The sequence below is a fragment of the Nostoc sp. LPT genome (genome assembly GCF_017115165.1).
Classification (GTDB): Bacteria; Cyanobacteriota; Cyanobacteriia; order Cyanobacteriales; family Nostocaceae; genus Nostoc.
Window position 1 is genome coordinate 81,688 of the sequence record NZ_JABXKF010000188.1, and the last position, 20,525, is coordinate 102,212.

At 42.5% G+C, this 20,525-nt stretch carries 17 protein-coding genes; 7 read left to right on the top strand and 10 right to left on the bottom strand.

What is annotated here, in order from left to right:
- Positions 1-331: 331 nt before the first annotated feature.
- The 3 genes from HWQ58_RS37845 to HWQ58_RS37855 all read right to left on the bottom strand — a co-directional run bounded on the left by HWQ58_RS37845 (position 332) and on the right by HWQ58_RS37855 (position 2,534).
- Positions 332-1,435: an AI-2E family transporter gene (locus tag HWQ58_RS37845; protein WP_292873911.1), complete on the bottom strand. Its 1,104-nt coding sequence runs from the start codon at positions 1,433-1,435 to the stop codon at positions 332-334.
- A gap of 226 nt (positions 1,436-1,661) precedes the next feature.
- Positions 1,662-2,096: an NUDIX hydrolase gene (locus HWQ58_RS37850; RefSeq protein WP_292873913.1), complete on the bottom strand. Its 435-nt coding sequence runs from the start codon at positions 2,094-2,096 to the stop codon at positions 1,662-1,664.
- A 21-nt stretch (positions 2,097-2,117) separates the two neighbouring features.
- Positions 2,118-2,534, bottom strand: a complete 417-nt coding sequence (locus HWQ58_RS37855) for a hypothetical protein (RefSeq protein WP_292873915.1) — start codon at positions 2,532-2,534, stop codon at positions 2,118-2,120.
- A gap of 430 nt (positions 2,535-2,964) precedes the next feature.
- Here HWQ58_RS37855 and folD point away from each other — a divergent pair, with 430 nt between their 5' ends.
- The 3 genes from folD (at position 2,965) to HWQ58_RS37870 (ending at position 5,683) form a co-directional block, all read left to right on the top strand.
- The gene (folD, locus tag HWQ58_RS37860; RefSeq protein ID WP_292873917.1) at positions 2,965-3,849 is read left to right on the top strand and encodes a bifunctional methylenetetrahydrofolate dehydrogenase/methenyltetrahydrofolate cyclohydrolase FolD; all 885 of its coding nucleotides are present in this window, start codon (positions 2,965-2,967) and stop codon (positions 3,847-3,849) included.
- A gap of 157 nt (positions 3,850-4,006) precedes the next feature.
- Positions 4,007-4,939 carry a geranylgeranyl diphosphate synthase CrtE gene (crtE, locus tag HWQ58_RS37865; protein WP_292873919.1) on the top strand — a complete coding sequence of 311 codons (933 nt, stop codon included), beginning with the start codon at positions 4,007-4,009 and terminating at the stop codon, positions 4,937-4,939.
- Positions 4,940-5,227: 288 nt separating this feature from the next.
- Positions 5,228-5,683, top strand: a complete 456-nt coding sequence (locus tag HWQ58_RS37870; protein WP_190939008.1) for a divergent PAP2 family protein — start codon at positions 5,228-5,230, stop codon at positions 5,681-5,683.
- Between the two features lie 295 nt (positions 5,684-5,978).
- Here the strand turns inward: HWQ58_RS37870 and HWQ58_RS37875 are convergent, their stop codons facing one another.
- The 4 genes from HWQ58_RS37875 to HWQ58_RS37890 all read right to left on the bottom strand — a co-directional run bounded on the left by HWQ58_RS37875 (position 5,979) and on the right by HWQ58_RS37890 (position 9,033).
- Positions 5,979-6,632: a hypothetical protein gene (locus HWQ58_RS37875; RefSeq protein WP_292873921.1), complete on the bottom strand. Its 654-nt coding sequence runs from the start codon at positions 6,630-6,632 to the stop codon at positions 5,979-5,981.
- Positions 6,633-7,009: 377 nt separating this feature from the next.
- The gene (locus HWQ58_RS37880; protein ID WP_292873959.1) at positions 7,010-7,339 is read right to left on the bottom strand and encodes an MgPME-cyclase complex family protein; all 330 of its coding nucleotides are present in this window, start codon (positions 7,337-7,339) and stop codon (positions 7,010-7,012) included.
- A 61-nt stretch (positions 7,340-7,400) separates the two neighbouring features.
- Positions 7,401-8,120, bottom strand: a complete 720-nt coding sequence (locus HWQ58_RS37885) for a SnoaL-like polyketide cyclase (protein ID WP_292873923.1) — start codon at positions 8,118-8,120, stop codon at positions 7,401-7,403.
- 187 nt (positions 8,121-8,307) lie between these two features.
- Entirely contained in the window at positions 8,308-9,033 is a 726-nt protein-coding gene (locus HWQ58_RS37890; protein ID WP_292873925.1) for a pyridoxine 5'-phosphate synthase, read from the bottom strand.
- A 212-nt stretch (positions 9,034-9,245) separates the two neighbouring features.
- Here HWQ58_RS37890 and HWQ58_RS38690 point away from each other — a divergent pair, with 212 nt between their 5' ends.
- Positions 9,246-12,806, top strand: a complete 3,561-nt coding sequence (locus HWQ58_RS38690; RefSeq protein ID WP_366839357.1) for a serine/threonine-protein kinase PknK — start codon at positions 9,246-9,248, stop codon at positions 12,804-12,806.
- Positions 12,785-15,169, top strand: a complete 2,385-nt coding sequence (locus HWQ58_RS38695) for an ATP-binding protein (protein ID WP_366839359.1) — start codon at positions 12,785-12,787, stop codon at positions 15,167-15,169. Before HWQ58_RS38690 ends, HWQ58_RS38695 begins: the two co-directional genes overlap by 22 nt.
- A 246-nt stretch (positions 15,170-15,415) precedes the next feature.
- Here the strand turns inward: HWQ58_RS38695 and HWQ58_RS37900 are convergent, their stop codons facing one another.
- The 3 genes from HWQ58_RS37900 to HWQ58_RS37910 all read right to left on the bottom strand — a co-directional run bounded on the left by HWQ58_RS37900 (position 15,416) and on the right by HWQ58_RS37910 (position 18,180).
- The gene (locus HWQ58_RS37900; protein WP_292873927.1) at positions 15,416-16,363 is read right to left on the bottom strand and encodes a glycosyltransferase; all 948 of its coding nucleotides are present in this window, start codon (positions 16,361-16,363) and stop codon (positions 15,416-15,418) included.
- Positions 16,364-16,428: 65 nt separating this feature from the next.
- The gene (locus HWQ58_RS37905) at positions 16,429-17,457 is read right to left on the bottom strand and encodes an Npun_R2821/Npun_R2822 family protein (protein ID WP_292873929.1); all 1,029 of its coding nucleotides are present in this window, start codon (positions 17,455-17,457) and stop codon (positions 16,429-16,431) included.
- Positions 17,458-17,988: 531 nt separating this feature from the next.
- Positions 17,989-18,180, bottom strand: a complete 192-nt coding sequence (locus HWQ58_RS37910; RefSeq protein ID WP_292873931.1) for a hypothetical protein — start codon at positions 18,178-18,180, stop codon at positions 17,989-17,991.
- 97 nt (positions 18,181-18,277) lie between these two features.
- On the opposite strand from HWQ58_RS37910, the gene HWQ58_RS37915 reads away from it, so the two are divergent.
- On the top strand, positions 18,278-19,735 hold the full coding sequence (locus HWQ58_RS37915; protein WP_292873933.1) for a DHA2 family efflux MFS transporter permease subunit: 1,458 nt from the start codon (positions 18,278-18,280) through the stop codon (positions 19,733-19,735).
- A 40-nt stretch (positions 19,736-19,775) separates the two neighbouring features.
- On the top strand, positions 19,776-20,525 hold the full coding sequence (locus HWQ58_RS37920) for an SDR family NAD(P)-dependent oxidoreductase (RefSeq protein ID WP_292873935.1): 750 nt from the start codon (positions 19,776-19,778) through the stop codon (positions 20,523-20,525).

The following is a 20,525-nucleotide window of genomic DNA, read 5'->3' on the forward strand; positions in this document are numbered from 1 at the left end:
TACTGACTGCTTAGGTTTTCTGGCGTAGAGCTTCGCAGTCATGTTCTGCAAGCGTTGTATTCCATTATTCCCTTGACGAAAAGGAATTTTATGATGCTTTTATATGGATTTATCATTGATTAATGTTTCGCCAGATTTTTGCTTAGATGTCAATAGCGATGCCTACGGCTATCTAAGCCTACGCTCCAGTTTTTTGCCATTATTTTTCTTTCTGGAAAATTATTGATCCATAAAGTAATAGCTTCTTGTTTTTTGACATCTTAAATTAGGATTTTGCAATTTATTTGTGGACTATCGCACCAGTTTTTCAGTTAATCTGAATGATTGAATTTTAGCTATAAGTTCCTGCTCTCTCACTTTTTACCGTCACAGGTTCTGACTCTATATCCTCTATCTTATTAAACTCTCCAGCCTGCCAGCTATCTGTTATATCCTTGATAAAACTAGCTATAGGGATCGCAATTAATAAACCCAGTACTCCTCCCAACTTTGCACCCAGCAATAAAGAAATCACCACCCACACAGGATTTAAGCCAGTCAAATTACTGAGAATTCGAGGTGCAATAATATTAGAATTAACTTGGTCGATCGCAACAGCTACACCTAAGACTTCCACTCCTAACCAAAAATTTTGCAGCGCTACCAGCAAACTTACTATGGCAATACCGACTCCCGTACCAAAGGGGAAGAGTGAAAATAAGCCAATACCAATGCCAAACAGTAGAGCTAAAGGAACTTGCAGCGCTAAAAACACTAATGTAATTGTCACGCCTAACACAGCTCCCAATGTTGCTTGGCCGATGAAGTAATTGTGGAAATCCTCTCGCAGCAATTCCCGTACTCGTGACCCAATATTAGGAGAAAACCACTGAAAAATTCCGTCCCAAAGACGTTCACCATTCAATATTAGGTAAATAGTCAACACTACTGCCAGCAACACATTCAGGACACTACCAATGGTATCGACAGCAAAACCAAGAATTCTACCAGTGAAGGACTGAAGTTGGTTAGATAATTGTTCCAGAACTTGGGTAAATAAACCACTTAAATTAATCGGAAGTTGCTGTTGACTTAACGCCCAATCCTGAAAAGCTTGCAGCTGCTGAGTACCAGAATCAATCCAACTGGGCAAAATATTAGCCAGTTCAACCAGCTGTTGAATAATCAGGGGAACCAAGGTGATGCCTAAAGCTACTAAAATCACCAGAGTCAAAAGCAACACTCCCCCGATCGCTAAGTTGGGTTTCACTCCTTGTTCTTGGAGAAACTGGATTGGATAGTTCAAGACAAAAGCCAGCAGGATGGCGGCGGCAATAATGCTAACTAAGGGTTGAAAATACTGTATAACCTGGAGCAATAGCCAGCCGTTGAGAATGGCAATGGGAAAGGCCAATCCTATAGTTAACCATCGCGGCAGTTTGTTTGCTGATTGCATTAGTGATGACCTCATAAGAGTTCGTTCTAACTTTATTTTGGCTTCTAGGGATGTGGGGAGTGAGGGAGATGAGGGAGATGAGGGAGATAAGGGAGATGAGGGAGATGAGGGAGATGAGGGAGATGAGGAAAATAACCATACCCAATGCCCAATACTTCGGCTTCTCTACGAGACGCTACGCGAACGCTCAGTACAAGTGCCCAATGCCCAATGCCCCATTCCCAAATTATGTTGGATTTTTCTCAATAAAATCCAACATAATTTTCTGATGCATTGCCCCTAAAGGTCGCACTTTACCAGCATTTTGTGAATAACAGTTACCTTGGCGAATCTCTTTTAGCGTAAATAACGCCATATCCCAGCCCTCATTCAGAACCAGTTGATTTAATTCCACCAAGAGTGGTGCATGAAAGACATGACGGACAACTCTTTCGTTGGGATAACAGCCAAATTCAACAAAGGGTGGTAGCTCATAGCCGATTTCTTCTAAAATTTCTCGTTTTACCGCTACATCTGGCGTTTCACCAGGTTCGATGTGACCGCCGAACAGCGCCCAGTAACCAGGGTAGAGAATACCGGGGATGTTGTCACGCAGTTGCATGAGAAACTTGTTTTTCTGGTAGAGAATTGCGATCGCAACGTGCACCTGTTGATTGTTCATATCTTCATTTTTAATTGCTGATTATTCTTCTTCTAAATAAACTTCCCCCAATTCTTTGCCAGCTAAGGGAATACTTCGGTAGCGAACTTTACCCTTAATTACAACTTCTGAACCTTCACCCAGATTTTTTTGATTGGTGACAACCCAAATTTTGCCCGTTGAGTCCTTAATTTTATAAGCCCACTGTTTGATCAGGGGAGCTTGCTTTTCTACCTGGCCTTGGATGTAAACTATAGCCTGATTGTCTTGTTTTGGTTTAATTTCTCCAATTGGAGTGACATTTGTCCCAATTTTCAAGCCAGCCCCACGCAAGCCAGGTGATGTCAAGTTACCACAACTACAAAGTCCTGCTATCAGAAAAAAAGTCAACCCCAAACGGTAAGGAACAATACTATGCCCATAGAAGAATGAAAGGGATAAATTTCTCATTTGCTGCATAAAAGCCACTGATTTATTTATTTTGGGCATGGGGCACTGGGGAGCCAGTGCGTTGGGCGGGCAATGCCCGACTTGTTCGCGTAGCGTCTCCCCTTCTCCCAAAGGGAGAGGCTACGCCAAGGGAGAAGCAACTGGCGTCATTGAGCATTGAGAAGAGACAAGGTACACAAGGAAGAGGGGAAAGAGAAGGGAGAGACTTGTTCAATAATTCCCCCTTGTCTCCTCATTTCCCTTACTCCCCATTCTCCCAATTCTTTATTCTTCAGATGATGCCGTTGATCTGAGAAAATAAACATTATGGATCTACTGTGAGAGAAACGCTACGACATCAAACAGCACAGCAACATAATAATAGTCGAAAGTCAAGATTCAAGAATCAATATTTTCATTTTGGACTTTGGACAACAAGCGAACATAGCTGGGAATTTTCATGGAAACAAAAACTACCAAACTCCTAGATGGGAAAGCAATAGCAGCAAAAATTCAGCAAGAACTTTCTGTTGCGATTACACAATTACAACCAAAAATTGGACGACCACCTGGTTTAGCAGTGTTGATGGTTGGTGATAACCCAGCGTCAGCCGCTTATGTACGCAATAAAGAGAAAGCCTGCGCTAAAGTTGGGATCGCTTCTTTTGGTAAGCATTTTCCTGCCCAAACTACCCTTGGGGAGTTGGAAGAGGTAATTGCTGCACTCAACCACGATGAAAGAGTGGATGGCATTCTTGTACAGTTGCCCTTACCTAACCACCTGGATGCTATAACTCTGCTACATCAAATTGATCCCGATAAAGATGCTGATGGACTGCACCCAGTTAACTTGGGGCGACTAGTACGGGGAGAAAGCGGTTTACGTAGCTGCACCCCGGCTGGTGTGATGCGGCTTTTACAAGAATATGAGATTCCTTTGCAGGGAAAACAGGCAGTAGTCGTGGGGCGCAGTATTTTGGTGGGTAAACCGATGGCGCTAATGCTATTAGAAGCTGATGCCACAGTCACCATCGCTCACTCGCGATCGCATGACCTCAAAACCATCACCCAAAATGCTGATATTCTAATTGCAGCAGTAGGTCGTCCCGGATTGATCTCTGCTGAGATGGTGAAACCGGGCGCTGTTGTGGTAGATGTGGGGATGAATCGCGTCACCGATGCTAATGGCAAAAGTCGGCTGATTGGCGATGTCCATTTTGAATCAACCGCTGATGTAGCAGGATTTATCACCCCAGTTCCTGGTGGTGTTGGCCCGATGACTGTTGCCATATTGTTGGAAAATACATTTGCTAGCTATTCCAGAACGGCAAAAGAAGAAAGATGAACTGTTAAAAGTTATTCTTAATAACTCTTAACTCCTAAATCCTGTAAAGACGTGATTAATCGCGTCTGTGCTCCTAACTTTTCATTTTTTTCAGCGCCACAGCACCTTAAAATTGTGACGTATAAGGCAAAAATCGCAAAATGTCAGGAATTAAAGAATGGTAGCAACTGATAACGTGCAAAAGACACCACCAGAGGAAGCCACATTTAACTTAGCAGCCTATCTAAAAGAGCGACAAAAGCTTTGTGATAATGCTTTAGATCGGTCTATCCCGGTCATTTATCCAGAAAAGATTTATGAGGCGATGCGCTACTCGTTATTAGCTGGAGGTAAGCGTGTACGTCCCATTCTTTGCCTTGCCACCTGTGAAATGATGGGTGGAACCATTGAGATGGCCATGCCAACAGCTTGTGCTGTGGAGATGATCCACACAATGTCGTTGATTCATGACGACCTCCCAGCGATGGATAATGACGATTATCGTCGTGGCAAGCTGACGAATCATAAAGTCTATGGCGAAGATGTAGCGATTTTGGCTGGAGATGGCTTGTTGGCTCTTGCTTTTGAGTCTGTTGCCATTCAAACCCCCCAAAGCGTTAAGAGAGAGGTAGTCTTGCAGGTCATTGCTCGTCTTGGTCGAGCATTGGGGGCAGGTGGTTTGGTCGGCGGTCAAATTGTAGATTTGGAGTCAGAAGGTAAATCTGATATTTCCTTAGAAACCCTAAATTTCATTCATAAACACAAAACAGCCGCCCTTTTGGAAGCTTGCGTAGTTTGTGGCGGGTTGATCGCTAATACATCGCCTGAAGATGTGCAGCGGCTAACTCGTTATGCTCAAAATATTGGGCTAGCATTCCAAATCATTGATGATATTCTGGATATCACTTCTACCCAAGAGCAATTAGGTAAAACAGCTGGCAAAGACCAAAAAGCCCAGAAAGTCACCTATCCTAGCCTTTGGGGACTTGAGGAATCGCGCTCAAAAGCCCAAGAGCTAGTTAAAGCAGCTTGTGTGGAATTAGAACCATTTGGAGACAGAGCAAAACCACTCCAAGCGATCGCTCATTTTATTACTAGCCGTAATAACTAGTAACGCTTTGGGTAATTCGTAATTCATAATTCGTAATTCCTATACCGCAAGCGTTTCATTGATTGGGAATGGGTAGTTTATTTACACCATACTGTACTACTACTGCCCAGCAAAATTAAAAATTCACTGATTCAAAATTACAAAAGCTTATCCAAGTAAGCTTTTAGGTTATTTTGAATCGTTGGTCTTTCTCCAACGTAATAGATTAATTTGGGAATTTTGGGTTGAATCTAAATGTTTCCTCAACCAACAACTGCTGCTAATATTTACTAACCTAACCAAAATACCATGCAGGACATAGGCAACATTTTAGACAACCGGGTGCTGCTGGTTGCTCTGGTAGCTTGTTTAATTGCTCAAGCATTAAAGCTCGTGGTTGAGATCGTCAAAAATCGCAAACTGAATGTGCGTGTTTTGGTGACAACCGGAGGTATGCCCAGTGCCCATTCGGCTCTGGTTACGGCTCTAGCCGCTGGTGTAGGGCAAACACTGGGTTGGGCATCTCCTGATTTTGCTGTTGCGATCGTTTTTGCCATCATTGTCATGTATGATGCAGCCGGAGTTCGTCAGGCAGCTGGTAAACAAGCTCGTATTCTCAATCAAATGATTGATGAATTATTTCATGAGAAACCAGATTTTAGCCAAGACCGTCTTAAAGAATTACTCGGACATACACCAGTTCAGGTAATCGCTGGGTCGGCTTTGGGTATAACCATTTATTGGTTAGCTAGGTCTGCTTATTGAACTAGGGCAAGAAATCTTTGTTTGAGCAGCTATTGATAATTAGTAACTGGTAATTTGTCAATAAAATTTGAATTTTTGATTTTAAATTTACCTCGTGAATAAATTCAGGAGATTAAGGGTAAAAGGATTTATTCCAAATAACTTGTTTCTCACAGAGCGAATATAAATAAATATATTCGCTTAAAACCTTTTTAAATTTTGAATTTAAAATCCAAAATTTAAAATCTAAAATTCCGTTAATTGACAAATTACCAATCTGGTAGGTTGCATCAGGATGCCAGTGAACTTAATATCACTAAAACCGCACAGTCGAGCGCAGCAGAATCACTTTACGACTATCTACTAGGCTGGCAACGAAACCGCCATTGTTTAGTTTTTGCAATGTATTATAAGCTTCACTTTGGTTAGTGGTATAAACTGCTAGCAAGTAAGGGCGTTGTCCATAGGAAACAAAACCGACGTTACCTCCGACCACTTGCTGCACACTATTTACTAGTTCTGGACGGTTGTAATAATCTACCAGTACTGCATAACCTTCTCCTAATGCTTGAGGATTATAACTGACTGTCTGCTGAGGTGGTTTTGGCTGTGACTGTGGCTGCACATCTGCCGTTGTTGTTGGTCGAGTGGTAATTATGGCAGACAAGCCAACAATATTACTGACATATCTTGCCCAACGATTGGCATCGTCAATTTTGTTAAAGCCCCCGACTCGCGTCACGGTTTCGTTGAGATATTTGCAGGTGATAGTTTTAAGTTCAGGTGGTAAGGCGCTACGTAACTGCTTTTGATTATTTGCTGTGGGACTGACTACTAATAAAAGATACTCACCCGCATTTGGTGGTTGACAAGAGGGAATGGTTTTTTGAGCAAGTACAGAACTCATGCCACCAATCAACCCTGCAATCGCTAATCCTAAAACACTTGGTAAATTCTGAAATCTATGCACAAAAGTTAGATTATGTAAATTAAGGTGTCCTAAAAGATTTTATAAGAAAAAAGCTGAAAACCTAGCTACTTCAGTATGGTGATGAAATATGTGTCACTAATAGGGTATAGGGGGTAGGGTATAGGGTATAGGGAGGACGGCATTGGTCGAGGCAAGTGACAGAGACCTTTTGCTACGCCGGTGAATTGACGGGGCAAGTGAAATTGATGGTTGTTGGGGCTCTCTAGAACCTGCAACCCCGCCCCAACGGGGCTTGGTCAAAAAATATATTTTGTTACTCAAAAATAAAATTAGGGAATGGTGAGTGGGGAGTGGGGGCGACAATGGGACAAGGAGACAAGGAAAATAACCAATGTCCCATGCCCAATGCGCTATACCTAAGATACGGTAGCTAACGATGCCAAAGCATCTGGTATTACCTCAGAAGGGGCCTGGAATTCTCCAGTGATGACGTACTCTAAACGCAGTTTTAACCAAGTAATAAATTGGGGATTTGTAGAAATAATTGCTACTGCTGGTTGGGGACACTTTGCCTTTAGCTCTTTAAACTGCGGTGTTTCCAAGAAAGCTGGTTGCTCAACCAACCAAAAATCTATTTGTTTTTCTTGTTCGTGGTAGTTACGAGTGCGTTCTTTGAGAACTTCGTGTATCGGTTCTTCTTGGAGAAGAAAGCGTTGACTTGCCAAAACGTAATGGTATGTTTGCATTTTCATCCTTTGGTTGCTATGTGAATAATTTCAGGGCACAGTGACTCTGTACCCTTACAAGCTAACTTTTTTGAGATTTCTTGAACCAAGAACTGAACGGACAAGCACTTTTCTGGTTTTCAGATTTTATCTGTTTGCCACCAGATGTTAGCTTTTCCAAGAACAGATTATTGTCAAAATAGTGTTCTAAGGAAATAATCTTCAAGTCATCGCTAACTTTTGCAATGCTCATGCCTATAATTTCTAGCGTCTCTCCAGTAGGTGCATGGTCTTTGTATTCTCCGTTAAAATGTCCCCAATGCCGCCATTTAAATGTTACATTCGGTGGCCCTGAGAAAACTTCCACCACTTCCCAAGGAAATCCTTGGGGAAATGTTGTGTGGAAGAGTTTTCCGGATGATTCAAAGCTTTCTTCTGAAGCCTTGTAATGCTCTGAATCAGCCATAAATAAATTGTAAGTACCTTGGGCTGATACATCTGCTGCTGTATACTCTACTCCACCATTGGTACTGACGCGAAAGTTATCATTCACAATAGATAACCACTCTTGCGGGTTAGCTTTGAAGGATACTTCCATCTCGAAGGTTCTCACCAAGTTTTGCACGATCGCTTCCAGTGTTCCTTCAAGATGATTGTAGGTACTTTCTTTAGCAAGATTCTCTTTTGAACGGGAATAATCAGGCGGTGTCTGATAGCGCCACTCGACATCAGTGCTTTCTGCTATCACTTTATCCCGATCCTGTACCCAAAGTGGTAGGTTGTTAGATTGTGTTGCGCTCATAGAAGTTTTTGCTAAAGATTTGATCCCAATTTCTAGATTTCGCAGTGACAACCCCTCTTTTAAGACGTGGGAGTGGGGGGCAGGGGGCAGGGGGAGATGAGGGGAATAAGGGAGCAAGGGGGAATTATTGAACAAGTCTCTCCCTTATCTCCCCCCTCTTCCTTGTCTCTTCTCAATGCCCCATTCCCTATCCCCCATTCCCCCATATAGCTTGTTTCATTTCCCGGACTGCTCTTTCCATACCTACTAATGCTGCCCGACTGATGATGGTATGACCGATGTTTAGTTCTTCCATGCCTGGAAGCGCAGCTACTGGATAGACGTTCCAGTAGGTGAGTCCATGACCAGCGTTGACTCGCAATCCGGCGTGAATCGCTTGTTCACACCCTTTTGCTAATATGGCTAATTCTCGCTGGCGATTTGTTTCATCTTTAGCCTCAGCATATTGTCCGGTGTGTAATTCAAGAAACTGCGCCTGTACCTTGACAGATGCTTCAATTTGTGCTGATTCGGCATCGATAAATAAACTAACTGGAATGCTAGCGCTTTGCAATTTATCGACTATTTCACCTATTCTAGCAATTTGCCCGACAATATTTAGTCCGCCTTCTGTTGTCACTTCTTCGCGCTTTTCGGGAACTAAAGTTACGTAATCTGGTTTGATATCGAGAGCGATCGCTAGCATTTCATCTGTAGCGGCCATTTCTAAATTAAGATGCGATCGCACCGTTTGTCGCAACAGTAATACATCCCGATCTTGGATATGCCGCCGATCTTCGCGCAGATGCACCGTAATTCCATCTGCACCCGCTAATTCTGCCAGTACCGCCGCCGCTACCGGGTCTGGTTCCACCGTCCGCCGTGCTTGCCGAATGGTGGCGATGTGGTCAATGTTAACGCCAAGTGTAGGCACCCCAAGTTTCTCCCGAATTCACAGTCCTCAGAACTTGATTTTACCGGAAACAAGGGCAGTTTTGCTTGAAAGCTAAAGACAGATCACACACGTAAAATCGATGTCTACGACGGGCTTTTCGGTATCGCCCAAAAGAAAACTGAGTTAGAAAAAGCTGGTTTTTGGGCAGACTAGTTGAAATAAATAGCTGATTTAACAAGAGTTGATCAAGTATGAATACAGCAGTTGAACCGATGGACAAGCTTTTGAACTATCGAATTAGCGAACAACTTTATGCAGGCTCTAGAACCTTAGTTTACCGTGCAATTCGAGAGGCCGATCAACTTCCAGTCGTCATCAAACTGCTTCAGCAGGAGTATCCCACCTTCAATGAACTGTTGCTGTTCCGTAATCAGTACACTATCGCTAAAAATATTGACCTACCTGGTATTGTTCATCCCTATAGTCTGGAACCTTACGGCAACAGCTATGCTTTGGTGATGGAGGATTTTGGCGGCATTTCCCTCAAAGATTGGATGAACAAAAAAATGGGGAGCAATCAATATACTCTGGCAGAGTTCTTGGATATTGCGATCACCCTGAGTAATACTCTTGATGAACTCTATCGCCATCGAGTTATCCACAAAGATATCAAGCCTGCCAACATCCTTATCAACCCGGAAACTAAGCAAGTCAAGTTGATTGACTTTAGTATTGCCTCTCTTTTACCTAAAGAAACCCAGGAAATTTACAGTCCCAATGTCTTAGAAGGTACTCTCGCCTACCTTTCCCCAGAACAAACCGGACGGATGAATCGCGGAATTGACTATCGCAGTGATTACTACTCTCTCGGCGTTACCTTCTATGAACTGCTTACCGGACAGCTACCGTTCCAGTCAAATGATCCGATGGAGTTGGTTCACTGTCATATTGCAAAGCTTCCAGAAAAATTAGGAGGCAGGGGGCAGGAGGCAGGGGGCAGGGGGCAGGGGGCAGGGCGCAGGGCGCAGGAGGCAGGGGGCAGTAGGGAAGAAGAAATTCCCCAAGTTCTTGGTGACATTGTGATGAAATTGATGGCGAAAAATGCTGAAGACCGCTATCAGAGTGCATTAGGGCTGAAATTTGATTTAGAAAAATGTTTGTCTCAATTGCAAGAAATTGGCTCGATTAAATCTTTTAAATTAGGCGAGCGGGATATTTGCGATCGCTTCATCATCCCAGAAAAGCTCTACGGTCGCCAAAGTGAAGTTCAAGGCTTATTGGATGCCTTTGAAAGAGTCAGCCAGGGAAGCACTGAAATTATGTTGGTAGCAGGGTTCTCTGGCATTGGAAAAACTGCTGTGGTGAACGAAGTCCACAAGCCAATTGTGCGACAACGAGGTTATTTCATTAAAGGTAAATTTGACCAATTCCAGCGCAATATACCTTTCTCTGCCTTCGTGCAAGCTTTTCGAGACTTAATCGGGCAACTGCTGAGTGAAACTGACACCCAATTCGAGCAGTGGAAGTCCAAAATTCTCTCTGCTTTGGGTGAGAACGGACAAGTGATGATTGAGGTGATTCCAGAACTCGAAAGAATTATTGGTAAACAGCCTGCTGCACCGGAACTCTCTGGGAGTGCGGCACAAAATCGCTTCAATTTGCTGTTTTTGAAATTCACTCAAGTCTTCGCAGCACTAGAACATCCATTGGTAATTTTTATTGACGATCTGCAATGGGCAGATTCTGCTTCTTTAAAGTTAATCCACTTGTTGATCAGCGAAGTTGACATTGGCTATCTACTGTTAATTGGTGCTTATCGAGATAACGAAGTCAATCCAGTACACCCCCTGATGCTAACTTTAGAAGAGATTCAGAAGTTCGGCGCTACAGTCAATACAATTACCTTAGCTCCCCTCGATCAAACATCTGTCAATCATTTAGTTGCAGATACATTGAGTTGCACACTAGCATTAGCTGCACCGTTAACAGAGTTGGTATTGAGCAAAACCAAAGGAAATCCTTTTTTCAGCACCCAGTTTCTGAAAGCGCTACATCAAGATCGACTAATTACATTTAATTTTGACGGTGGTTATTGGGAATGCGATATTGCTCAGGTGCGATCGCTCGCCCTTACCGATGATGTAGTAGAGTTTATGGCAATTCAGCTGGAAAAGTTGTCAATAGAAACTCAAGAAGTTTTGAAATTAGCGGCTTGTGTAGGAAACTCTTTTGATTTAGCCACATTAGCGATTGTCTATGAACAGTCTGAGGCAACAACGGCAGATGAATTATGGAAAGCACTCCAAGAAGGATTTATCATTCCTACCAGTGATGTTTACAAGTTCTATCAACAGCATTCATTGGTAAATAACCAGAATGACTATGGACAAATAACCATCAGCTACAAATTTCTTCACGATCGCATTCAGCAAGCTGCCTATTCACTAATTCCTGACAATCAAAAGCAAGTTACTCACCTGCACATTGGGCGTTTGCTGCAACAAGCCACGACTGCAAATGAAGGTGATCAAAAAATTTTTGCGATCGTCAACCACCTCAATCAAGGGGCCGCTTTGATTAGTGATGAGCAGGAGCAACAGGAACTCGCGCAGTTAAACTTGGTGGCTGGGCATAAAGCCAAGGGTGCAACAGCTTACGCAGCAGCTTTAGACTATTTCAACACAGGTATTGCCATGCTCACGAGTAATTGCTGGCATAGCCAATACAATCTCGCCTTCATCTTGTATGAAGGAGCAACAGAATCAGCTTACCTCTGCACCGATTTTGAACAGATGGAACAGTTAGCTGAGATAGTACTGAATCATGCCCAATCCTGGCTGGATCGGGTAAATATCTACAGTATTAAAATTCAGGCTTGCATGGCACAACATCAGCAGCTAGAAGCCTTGCAATTAGCGCGAAAAATCCTCAAGCATCTGGGAGTACATTTGCCGGAACAACCCACCCCAGCAGACATCGAACAGGCACTGAGACACACCCAGACCTTGCTCAACAACAAATCAATCGAATCTTTACTGGAATTACCCCAAATGACCGCACCAGAGAAAAAAGCGGCAATGGTTATTTTATCCAGCATTATTTCTGCTGCCTATCAAGCTGCCCCTGACCTTTTGCCTCTAGTGATCTTTGCCGAGTTCAATTTATCAGTAGAATACGGCAATGCTCCAGAATCGACTCATGGCTATGTAATGTATGGGTTGACCTTGGTTGCCATATTGGGAGATATTGACGCAGGCTATCGGTTTGGGCAATTGGGGGTGAATCTCCTGCAACGCATCCATGCCCCCAAGTTAAACGCTAAAACCATTTTTGCCTTTAACTGCTTCCTCAGACATTGGCAAGAACCTGCAAAATATACCCTGGAAGGATATTTGCAAGCCTACTCCACTGGGCTAGAAACCGGTGACATTGAGTATGTCGCTCTCAGCCTGATGTGTTATTGCTACACAGCTTACTGGAGTGGTCAGGAACTATCTGCCTTAAGACAAACGATAGAAGCTCATCGCCAGGTCATTCAGCAATTGCGCCAGGATAGTTGTCTCTACACACAAAGTATTTATCATCAGGTTGTAGTCAATCTGTTGGAGGTTGCGGCTGAACCTGAACGGTTGCTTGGCGAATACTGCTATGAGGATGAAATAATTCAGCTTTACCTCAAAACGAATCACGGAACAGGACTATATGAGGTTTATTTCAATAAACTGTTCCTTTCCTACCTGTTCCAACACTATGAACAAGCTCTACAAAACGCCAAACTGGCAGAACCGTTTTGGGTGCAGTCACAGGACTAGTAATGCTTCCTCTGTTTTACTTCTACGATGCACTAGTTCGATTAGCGGTTTACCCAACTGCCAGTCAGACAGACCAAATCAGCATTATAGAACGGGTGACAGTCCATCAAGAAAAACTCAGCACTTGGGCGGCTCATGCACCAAGTAATCAGGCTCACCGCCATGCTTTAGTTATCGCAGAAAAATGTCGAGTCTTGGGGGCAAAAGCCGAGGCTATTGAGTATTACGATCGCGCCATTGCCAAAGCTAGAGAAAACGAATACCTCAATGAAGAAGCTCTCGCCAATGAACTTGCAGCCAAGTTTTATTTAGAATGGGGGAAAGAACCCATTGCTCAAGAGTATTTGATTAATGCTTACTATTGCTACACACGCTGGGGTGCTAAAGCTAAAGTCGATGATTTAGAACAACGTTATCCACAACTGCTAGCTCCTATCTTACAACAGAGGCGATCACTACTTACACCCAATGAGACGATCGCAAATATTGACAGCATTACTACCTTCCACCCAAGTATTAATAAATCAGTAACATCTAGCAGCAATACATCAGTAATGCTAGATTTGGCAACAGTTTTAAAAGCCTCTCAAACTCTCTCAAGTGAAATTGAACTAGATAAATTACTGACGAAGCTGCTGCAAGTGGTGATTGAAAATGCTGGAGCAGATAAGTGTGCGTTACTACTGCTCAAAGAAGATAGATTAGTCATTGAAGCGACTGCTCAAGTTGGCCAGCAATCAACGGTGTTACAGTCCATTTTTATGGAAGATAGTGCAGACATTCCCCATAGCCTAATTTACACCGTCAAACGCAGCTTGCAACCTACCCTAATTCTTGATATAACATTGCATCCAGTGCTGATAGCTGACCCCTATATCATTAGTCAGCAACCCAAAAGCTTGCTGTGTACACCGATTCTCTATCAAGGGAAACTATTAGGGATTTTGTATTTAGAAAACAATTTGATCACTGGGGCGTTTAGTAGCGATCGCGTTAAAATTCTCAATCTGTTATGTACTCAAGCTGCAATCTCTCTGGAAAATGCCCGACTTTATCAGCAAGCACAAAATACTCTAGAAAACCTTGGACAGACTGAACAATTCTTGCGGTTAATTATCGACAATATTCCTCAGTCTATTTTCTGGAAAGACCGCAATAGTGTTTATTTAGGCTGTAATCATAAGTTTGCTCAAACTTCGGGTGTAGGAGTGCCAGAAAATATTATTGGTAAAACAGACTACGGTCTTCCCTGGACTCGTGAGGAATCAGATTGTTATGTAGAGTGCGATCGCGGCATTATGGAGTCTGGACAAGCTGAACTCAATATTATCGAAACCATCCAGCAAGTAGATGGAAAACAAATCTGGTCAAATACAAATAAAATTCCGCTACGAGATAAAGAAGGAAATGTTTTTGGCATCCTTGGCACGTCTGAAGACATTACTAAATACCACCAAGCACAACAATTGCTGCAACAGCAAAAACAACAATTAGAACAAGCGTTGCAAGAACTCCAAACGATGCAATTGCAATTAGTCGAGGGTGAAAAAATGTCTGCTCTTGGTAATCTCGTAGCAGGTGTTGCTCATGAAATCAATAATCCTGTCGGCTTCATTGCCGGTAACATTGAACCAGCCAAAGATTATGTCAAAGATTTGTTTAGCCTAATTAATCTTTATCAGAAAAAGTTTCCTAATCCCGGCTCAGATATTCAAGATGAAATTGATGCCATCGACCTGAATTATTTACGCGAAGATTTACCTAAATTGCTGGACTCGATGAAATTGGGTGTTCACCGTATTCGTAGTATCAGTACCAGTTTGCGAACCTTCTCCAGAGCAGATAAGGATTATAAAGTTCCCTTTGATATTCACGAAGGAATTGATAGCACTATTCTGATTCTCAGACACCGTTTAAAAGCTAATGAAAACCGTCCAGCAATTGAGGTAGTGAAGAATTATGGCAAACTACCCCTAGTGGAATGCTTTGCTGGACAACTTAATCAAGTGTTTATGAACTTGTTAGCAAATGCCATTGATGCGCTTGAACAATACAATACAGAACGCAGTTTGGAAGCAATTCTTGCCAACCCCAATTGCATCACCATTCAAACTCGTATAGCAGACTCTGGTCAGGATGTTTTGATTAAGATTGCTGATAATGGCGTGGGAATGTCACCGGAGGTTAAACAAAAAGTATTTGACCATTTATATACTACCAAGCCTGTCGGCAAAGGCACTGGATTAGGATTAGCGATCGCTCGTCAAATTGTGGTAGAAGCACATGGCGGTTCGCTCTCTTGTACTTCCGAACTTGGAAAAGGCACAGAGTTTGTCATTCAAATCTCTACTCAACAACAATAATGAGTGCTGAGTTCTGAGTTGTGAGTGCTGAGTAATTTCTACTTTACTCAGCACTTTTCATTTTCGCTATTTAAATTTTAGTTGGGAATAAAATTTTGTTTACCACGCTCTTTACTATTTTTGCGGGTATAAGTTGATGCACACTTAGGACATTGCATAGCGATGTCTACGACGGGCTACGCCTACGCACTAATTCATATTTCTATTCTGCAACGCCGAAAAGTAAGTTGCACAATATGTCAATGTCTAAACCCGCATCTGTCGCAATGCATTAAACGCCTTACCTCGCAACCCAACTGGTAACAGCGATAATCCTAAACCAGTCCAAGCTTTAGCAGTTGAAAAAGACTGTCCTGCTAAAACTAGTTCTCTGCCTTTTGGCGTCTCACCCTTTTCAATTAAACGCAACCCTAATAATAATTGCGTTTCAGTTAAACGATTTTTCCTAACTTTCTCTAATTTCTCAGACTCAAACTTATAACTTTCTAAATACTGAATTTTATCAAATAAATAAGGAATAGCTCGATTAATACCTTGCTGCTCTGCATGAGAGCGATATTCCATCAATAATTCTGGTAAGTAATAGCCCTTTTTTCCAGCCAAAGCCAGACGTACAAATAAATCATTATCCTCACAATTTTGCAGATTTGGCTGCATATATCCTAATTCTTGCAAGGTTTTACGGCGAAATAATGTCGCCCCCACTTGAAAGCTTTGCTGAATAAATACAACTTCTAACAAATTATTTACAACACCTGCTGGTAAATTCTTCCTACCCCAGCGATGAGAATTTTCTTGAGTTTTTGTTTCATCCCGCATATTGTTAATATCAATTATCCAATGGTCTGTGCCAACAAAATCAATGCTATAGTCTTGAGCAAGAATAGCTGCTGTACTTGCGAGAAAATCGGGTGTTAGGCGGTCGTCATCATCAAATTTAATAAAATATTCACCACTGGTAGCATCAAAGCCAGAGCGCATATTATTACTTTTACCAATATTTTGCTGATGACGGATATATTTAATCCGGTTGTCTGTGTACTGTGACATCAACTCAGACGTACCATCGCTAGAACCGTCATCACAAATAATTAGCTCAAAGTCTTGTTCAGACTGATTGAGTACACTGTCAATTGCGAAAGGTAGTAAATTAACTCGATTAAAAGTGGGAATGGAAACACTAACTTTAGGCATTTTTGCAAAATGAGAGTGGAGATTGCTCACAAACTAAACGCATAATGAGCAAGGCTGGGCAAAAGCTAAGTGTAAGAAATAGTTTGATTGATTTTATTCCAAAGTTTTTTGATAAATCGATTGCTTCTAGCCGCTATAGTGGGTGGCTTTAATTGCTTCGGTTTTTGCTCTGGTTGCTTCAGAAAGCGATAGTGTAAAAATTCATTTTTGTAACGAATATCAACATCTTCACCTTTACACAAGCGGGCAAATCCAATAGCAGAATAGCCCATATAGTGAAGGCGATGAATTGGTTTTAATCCCTGTTGGTTATAAAGAACATTATCAATGTTCACAAATGGATTGGCATTAGCACAGTTGCCAGTTCTATCTTCACCATCGGGACTGAGTGTAAAATTAAATAGTGGTCGAGCAATTCTGAAAGTCATGTAACTAAATAAATCTGCGTCACACCACCAAGCGATTTCGTTAATCCATTCGACTTCCTTATCTTCTATCAATCGCTTTTTGAGTATTTTTAATTCTTCAACGCCTAAAATACCCTTTTTTGAACCAAAAAAACTAGAACAGTGTATTTCTCGTCTGATTTCAGATTCAGGCAAAGACATTTTTTGTTCTAACTTCGGCAAGTCGAAAGCTGCAACTGAAGTTTGTTTTGTGTGTTCCCAGTCATCAAACACAAAGTCGTATTGGTCTAGTTTTTCTAAAACCTTATCCAGCTTATTCATTGCCAAACTATCAGCATCATAAAATACAAATCTTTCAAACTCACCGTCAAAAGCAGACATTTTTCTGATTAAATTATTTTTTTTGTTCCATTCGATAGAAGGTTTATTTTTTCGGTTATTTCTTGGATAAGCGTTCCAAACTTGAATGGCAAAATCCTCCCATTTTTTGATCGAGCTTTTATCGTCAAACAGGGTGACATTAGGTCGAGAACGTATCTCCTGCTTAACTCGTTTTAAGCGGTCATCATAGGGAATAATACAAATCGGAATATCTGGACTAACATTCACCTCAATACTATTTAGCAAAGCTACTAGTTGGTCAAATACCACGTCATTAGCAAGTGTGTAAATTCCAAAATTATCCATTGTAATAAATTTTTTTGATCTTTGATTTACTGAGTAAAGCCAATTCTCTGTGAAGCTGCACATCATTTCCACCGCTCCCAACCTTCCCGAACTCGCGGGAAGTGCCGCAGGTGGTGGGGTTATTTCTACACATCTTTATACAGAATTGGTCTAAGGCGAATAACACGATCGCTATTTTTTGACCGATTATTCTCAAATAAATACACATTTTTAACTTTATGCGGAAACTTTATGCGGAAAATAAGGAGCAAACTATTTTGGTTAGTTTGGATGATACTAAACATTACCCACCTACTTAGAAGTGCCTAAAACCTAGCTATTAAACAATTGCCTCCTAGAGAATAATCTCAGGAACCCGGCGGTTCCCACACCCCAACTTATTTGCAGTTGCAGATGTGACTTTAATAATTGACATTTCCCATTCCCGATTTCCCATTGTCTCTAGAGCTTGCTTCTGAGAGTTGTCTATGATAGTTTGCTAACTAGTCTCAAGTACAGTAACTCAATCAAACTACCGTACTTTGTTGAACACTATCGTTGATATAGCCGAAGGAGTGCAGAGTTAAGAGTACTTAAGTACTTTAGCAAATATATGACAACTGGAAAAGCCAATCTTGCCGATTCAGAAGTAGATACCTGACATAAACCTGAATTTTTCAAATCATCCAGAGCATTTTTGATCGACCAAGCGCTTGCTGCGATCGCACTCAACAAAATCGCCAACTTAGTTTCCTGAACTTGGTAGCAAGGATAGCACCCTACAATGAATATACGTATGCAAACTATTTACAACCGTAAAGTCAAAGGCGGAGGCTAAACGTTGGCACAATTCCAAGCAGAACCTCTGGCTTTATCAGGTTCGCAAAAAAATTGGGTCTTACTCGGTGTCGGACTTGGGGTATTCATGTCTACCCTGGATGTAGGCATCATTAATGTTGCTTTGCCCACATTGGTGAAAGCCTTTAACACCAGTTTTCCTACCACCCAATGGGCTGTATTGAGTTACCAGTTGGTCAGTTCCGGTTTAGTTTTGGGAGCAACCCGCTTGGGGGATATGTGGGGTAAGAAGTCCTTATACCAGGGGGGACTTATTCTGTTTACTTTCAGTTCGCTGTTGTGTGGTTTTGCACCGGGTATTGAGTGGTTGATTGGCTTTCGGGCACTTCAAGGACTAGGCGCTGTGTTCATTTCTGGGCTTGGTTTAGCAATCATCACAGAAGTTTTTCCCTCTTCCGAACGAGGTCGGGCTGTTGGCGTCATCGGTAGTGTAGTGTCACTGGGAATTGCTTTTGGCCCCTCTGCTGGCGGATTGCTTTTAAGCTGGTCAGGCTGGCATAGTATATTCTTCATCAATGTACCCTTGGGGATTATCGCTAGTTTCTTAATAGCTCGCGTGGTGCCACCTTCTGCACGCATTGAGGGCAAACAGAAATTTGACTTTTTGGGAGCCATATTAGCTTTATTGACTCTGGGTAGTTTTGGTTTAGGTATGACGCTAGGGCAAAGCCAGGGCTTTGGCAGTACCAATGCATTAGTATTATTAGCGATCGCTGCCGTAAGTTTCATTACATTTTTGGTAGTTGAAGCGATTTTAAAGCAGCCACTACTAGAGCTAAAGCTGTTTCGCAATCTTCAATTGAGTATGGGTTTGCTAAGTGGCTGGCTAGCATTCATTGTTATTGGCGGTTCGCTACTCATCGTCCCTTTCTTTCTAGAAAGCGTCAAGCATTATCCGACAGTAAAAGTAGGGCTATTACTAGCTGTATCACCTGTACTTAGTGGATTAATTGCCCCTCTAGCTGGAATACTTTCAGACCGTTTTGGGGCTCGACTAATCAGTTCAATTGGGCTGGGGTTGATGATTGGTGGCTGTCTGGGGATCAGCACCTTTGATGCTCAAATTACTGAGCTAGGCTATGTATCGCGCTATTTTATTTACGGCATTGGTCTAGGTTTATTTCAATCGCCCAATAACAGCACTGTTATGGGATCGGTACCGAGAGAGCGGCTAGGGATTGCTTCTGGGCTGCTGTCTTTGTCACGTACCTCAGGGAACACCGTAGGAGTTTCTCTAATTGGGGCAGTATTTGGAGCCTTAATCGCTAGTATGTCTGCGGGTGCAGATGTCTCTGTTGCTCCTCCTGATGCGATCGTTGCGGGGTTTCAAGGAACTTTTCGCTTTGCAGCCCTAATACTGTGTGGGGCAGCAGTTGCATCTGTTTTGAGGATCGGTAAGAGGCAGGAAGGGGAGGCAGGGGGGCAGGGAAAGAATAATTAATGCCCAATGCCCAATATTCAATCATTAAGGAGTTAAATAAATGACAGGTAAATTAGAAGGAAAAGTGGCAATTATCACTGGGGCTTCAGCGGGAATTGGAGAAGCAACAGCGATCGCTTTGGCTTCAGTTGGGGCAACAGTAGTACTCGCTGCTAGGCGTGGCGATCGCATTCAGGCATTAGCAGAACGTATCGAAGCTAGTGGTGGCAAGGCATTGCCTATTGTCACTGATGTAACTGATGAAACCCAGGTAAATAACTTGGTGGCAAAGGCCAATGCAGAATTGGGAAGGGTCGATATCCTCGTAAATAATGCCGGGATTGCCTTGCTAGGAACTATTGAAGCTGGAAATAGCTCAGACTGGCGGCGATCGTTTAACCTCAACGTATTAGGACTTTTATATGCTACTCATGCTGTTTTACCTCTGTTGAAAGCACAAAAATCGGGGCATATAGTCAATATTTCCTCAGTAGCAGGCCGGACAGCGCGCGCGGGGATCGGTGTTTACAATGCTACCAAATGGGGTGTTAATGCCCTCTCGGAAGCATTGCGCCAAGAAGTCCACAAAGACAACATCCGCGTCACGATAATCGAACCTGGTTTGGTGGATACGGAAATTGATAACCAAATTACCGATCCTGTTGCCAAACAACGGATTCAAGAACGACGCAATTCAATTCAACCCCTGCAAAGTGAAGATATTGCAGCTGCGATCGTTTACGCTCTTACGCAACCGCCGCGCGTTAATGTCAACGAAATCCTCATCCGACCAACGGGACAAGAACATTAA

What these genes read in the sequence shown, in the direction of transcription:
- HWQ58_RS37850 (WP_292873913.1), bottom strand. Translation starts at nt 2,096, where the DNA reads ATGAACAATCAACAGGTGCACGTTGCGATCGCAATTCTCTACCAGAAA.
- HWQ58_RS37920 (WP_292873935.1), top strand. Translation starts at nt 19,776, where the DNA reads ATGACAGGTAAATTAGAAGGAAAAGTGGCAATTATCACTGGGGCTTCA.
- HWQ58_RS37905 (WP_292873929.1), bottom strand. Translation starts at nt 17,457, where the DNA reads ATGGATAATTTTGGAATTTACACACTTGCTAATGACGTGGTATTTGAC.
- HWQ58_RS37880 (WP_292873959.1), bottom strand. Translation starts at nt 7,339, where the DNA reads ATGCAAACATACCATTACGTTTTGGCAAGTCAACGCTTTCTTCTCCAA.
- HWQ58_RS37885 (WP_292873923.1), bottom strand. Translation starts at nt 8,120, where the DNA reads ATGAGCGCAACACAATCTAACAACCTACCACTTTGGGTACAGGATCGG.
- HWQ58_RS37870 (WP_190939008.1), top strand. Translation starts at nt 5,228, where the DNA reads ATGCAGGACATAGGCAACATTTTAGACAACCGGGTGCTGCTGGTTGCT.
- crtE (WP_292873919.1), top strand. Translation starts at nt 4,007, where the DNA reads ATGGTAGCAACTGATAACGTGCAAAAGACACCACCAGAGGAAGCCACA.
- HWQ58_RS38690 (WP_366839357.1), top strand. Translation starts at nt 9,246, where the DNA reads ATGAATACAGCAGTTGAACCGATGGACAAGCTTTTGAACTATCGAATT.
- folD (WP_292873917.1), top strand. Translation starts at nt 2,965, where the DNA reads ATGGAAACAAAAACTACCAAACTCCTAGATGGGAAAGCAATAGCAGCA.
- HWQ58_RS37845 (WP_292873911.1), bottom strand. Translation starts at nt 1,435, where the DNA reads ATGCAATCAGCAAACAAACTGCCGCGATGGTTAACTATAGGATTGGCC.
- HWQ58_RS37900 (WP_292873927.1), bottom strand. Translation starts at nt 16,363, where the DNA reads ATGCCTAAAGTTAGTGTTTCCATTCCCACTTTTAATCGAGTTAATTTA.
- HWQ58_RS37855 (WP_292873915.1), bottom strand. Translation starts at nt 2,534, where the DNA reads ATGCAGCAAATGAGAAATTTATCCCTTTCATTCTTCTATGGGCATAGT.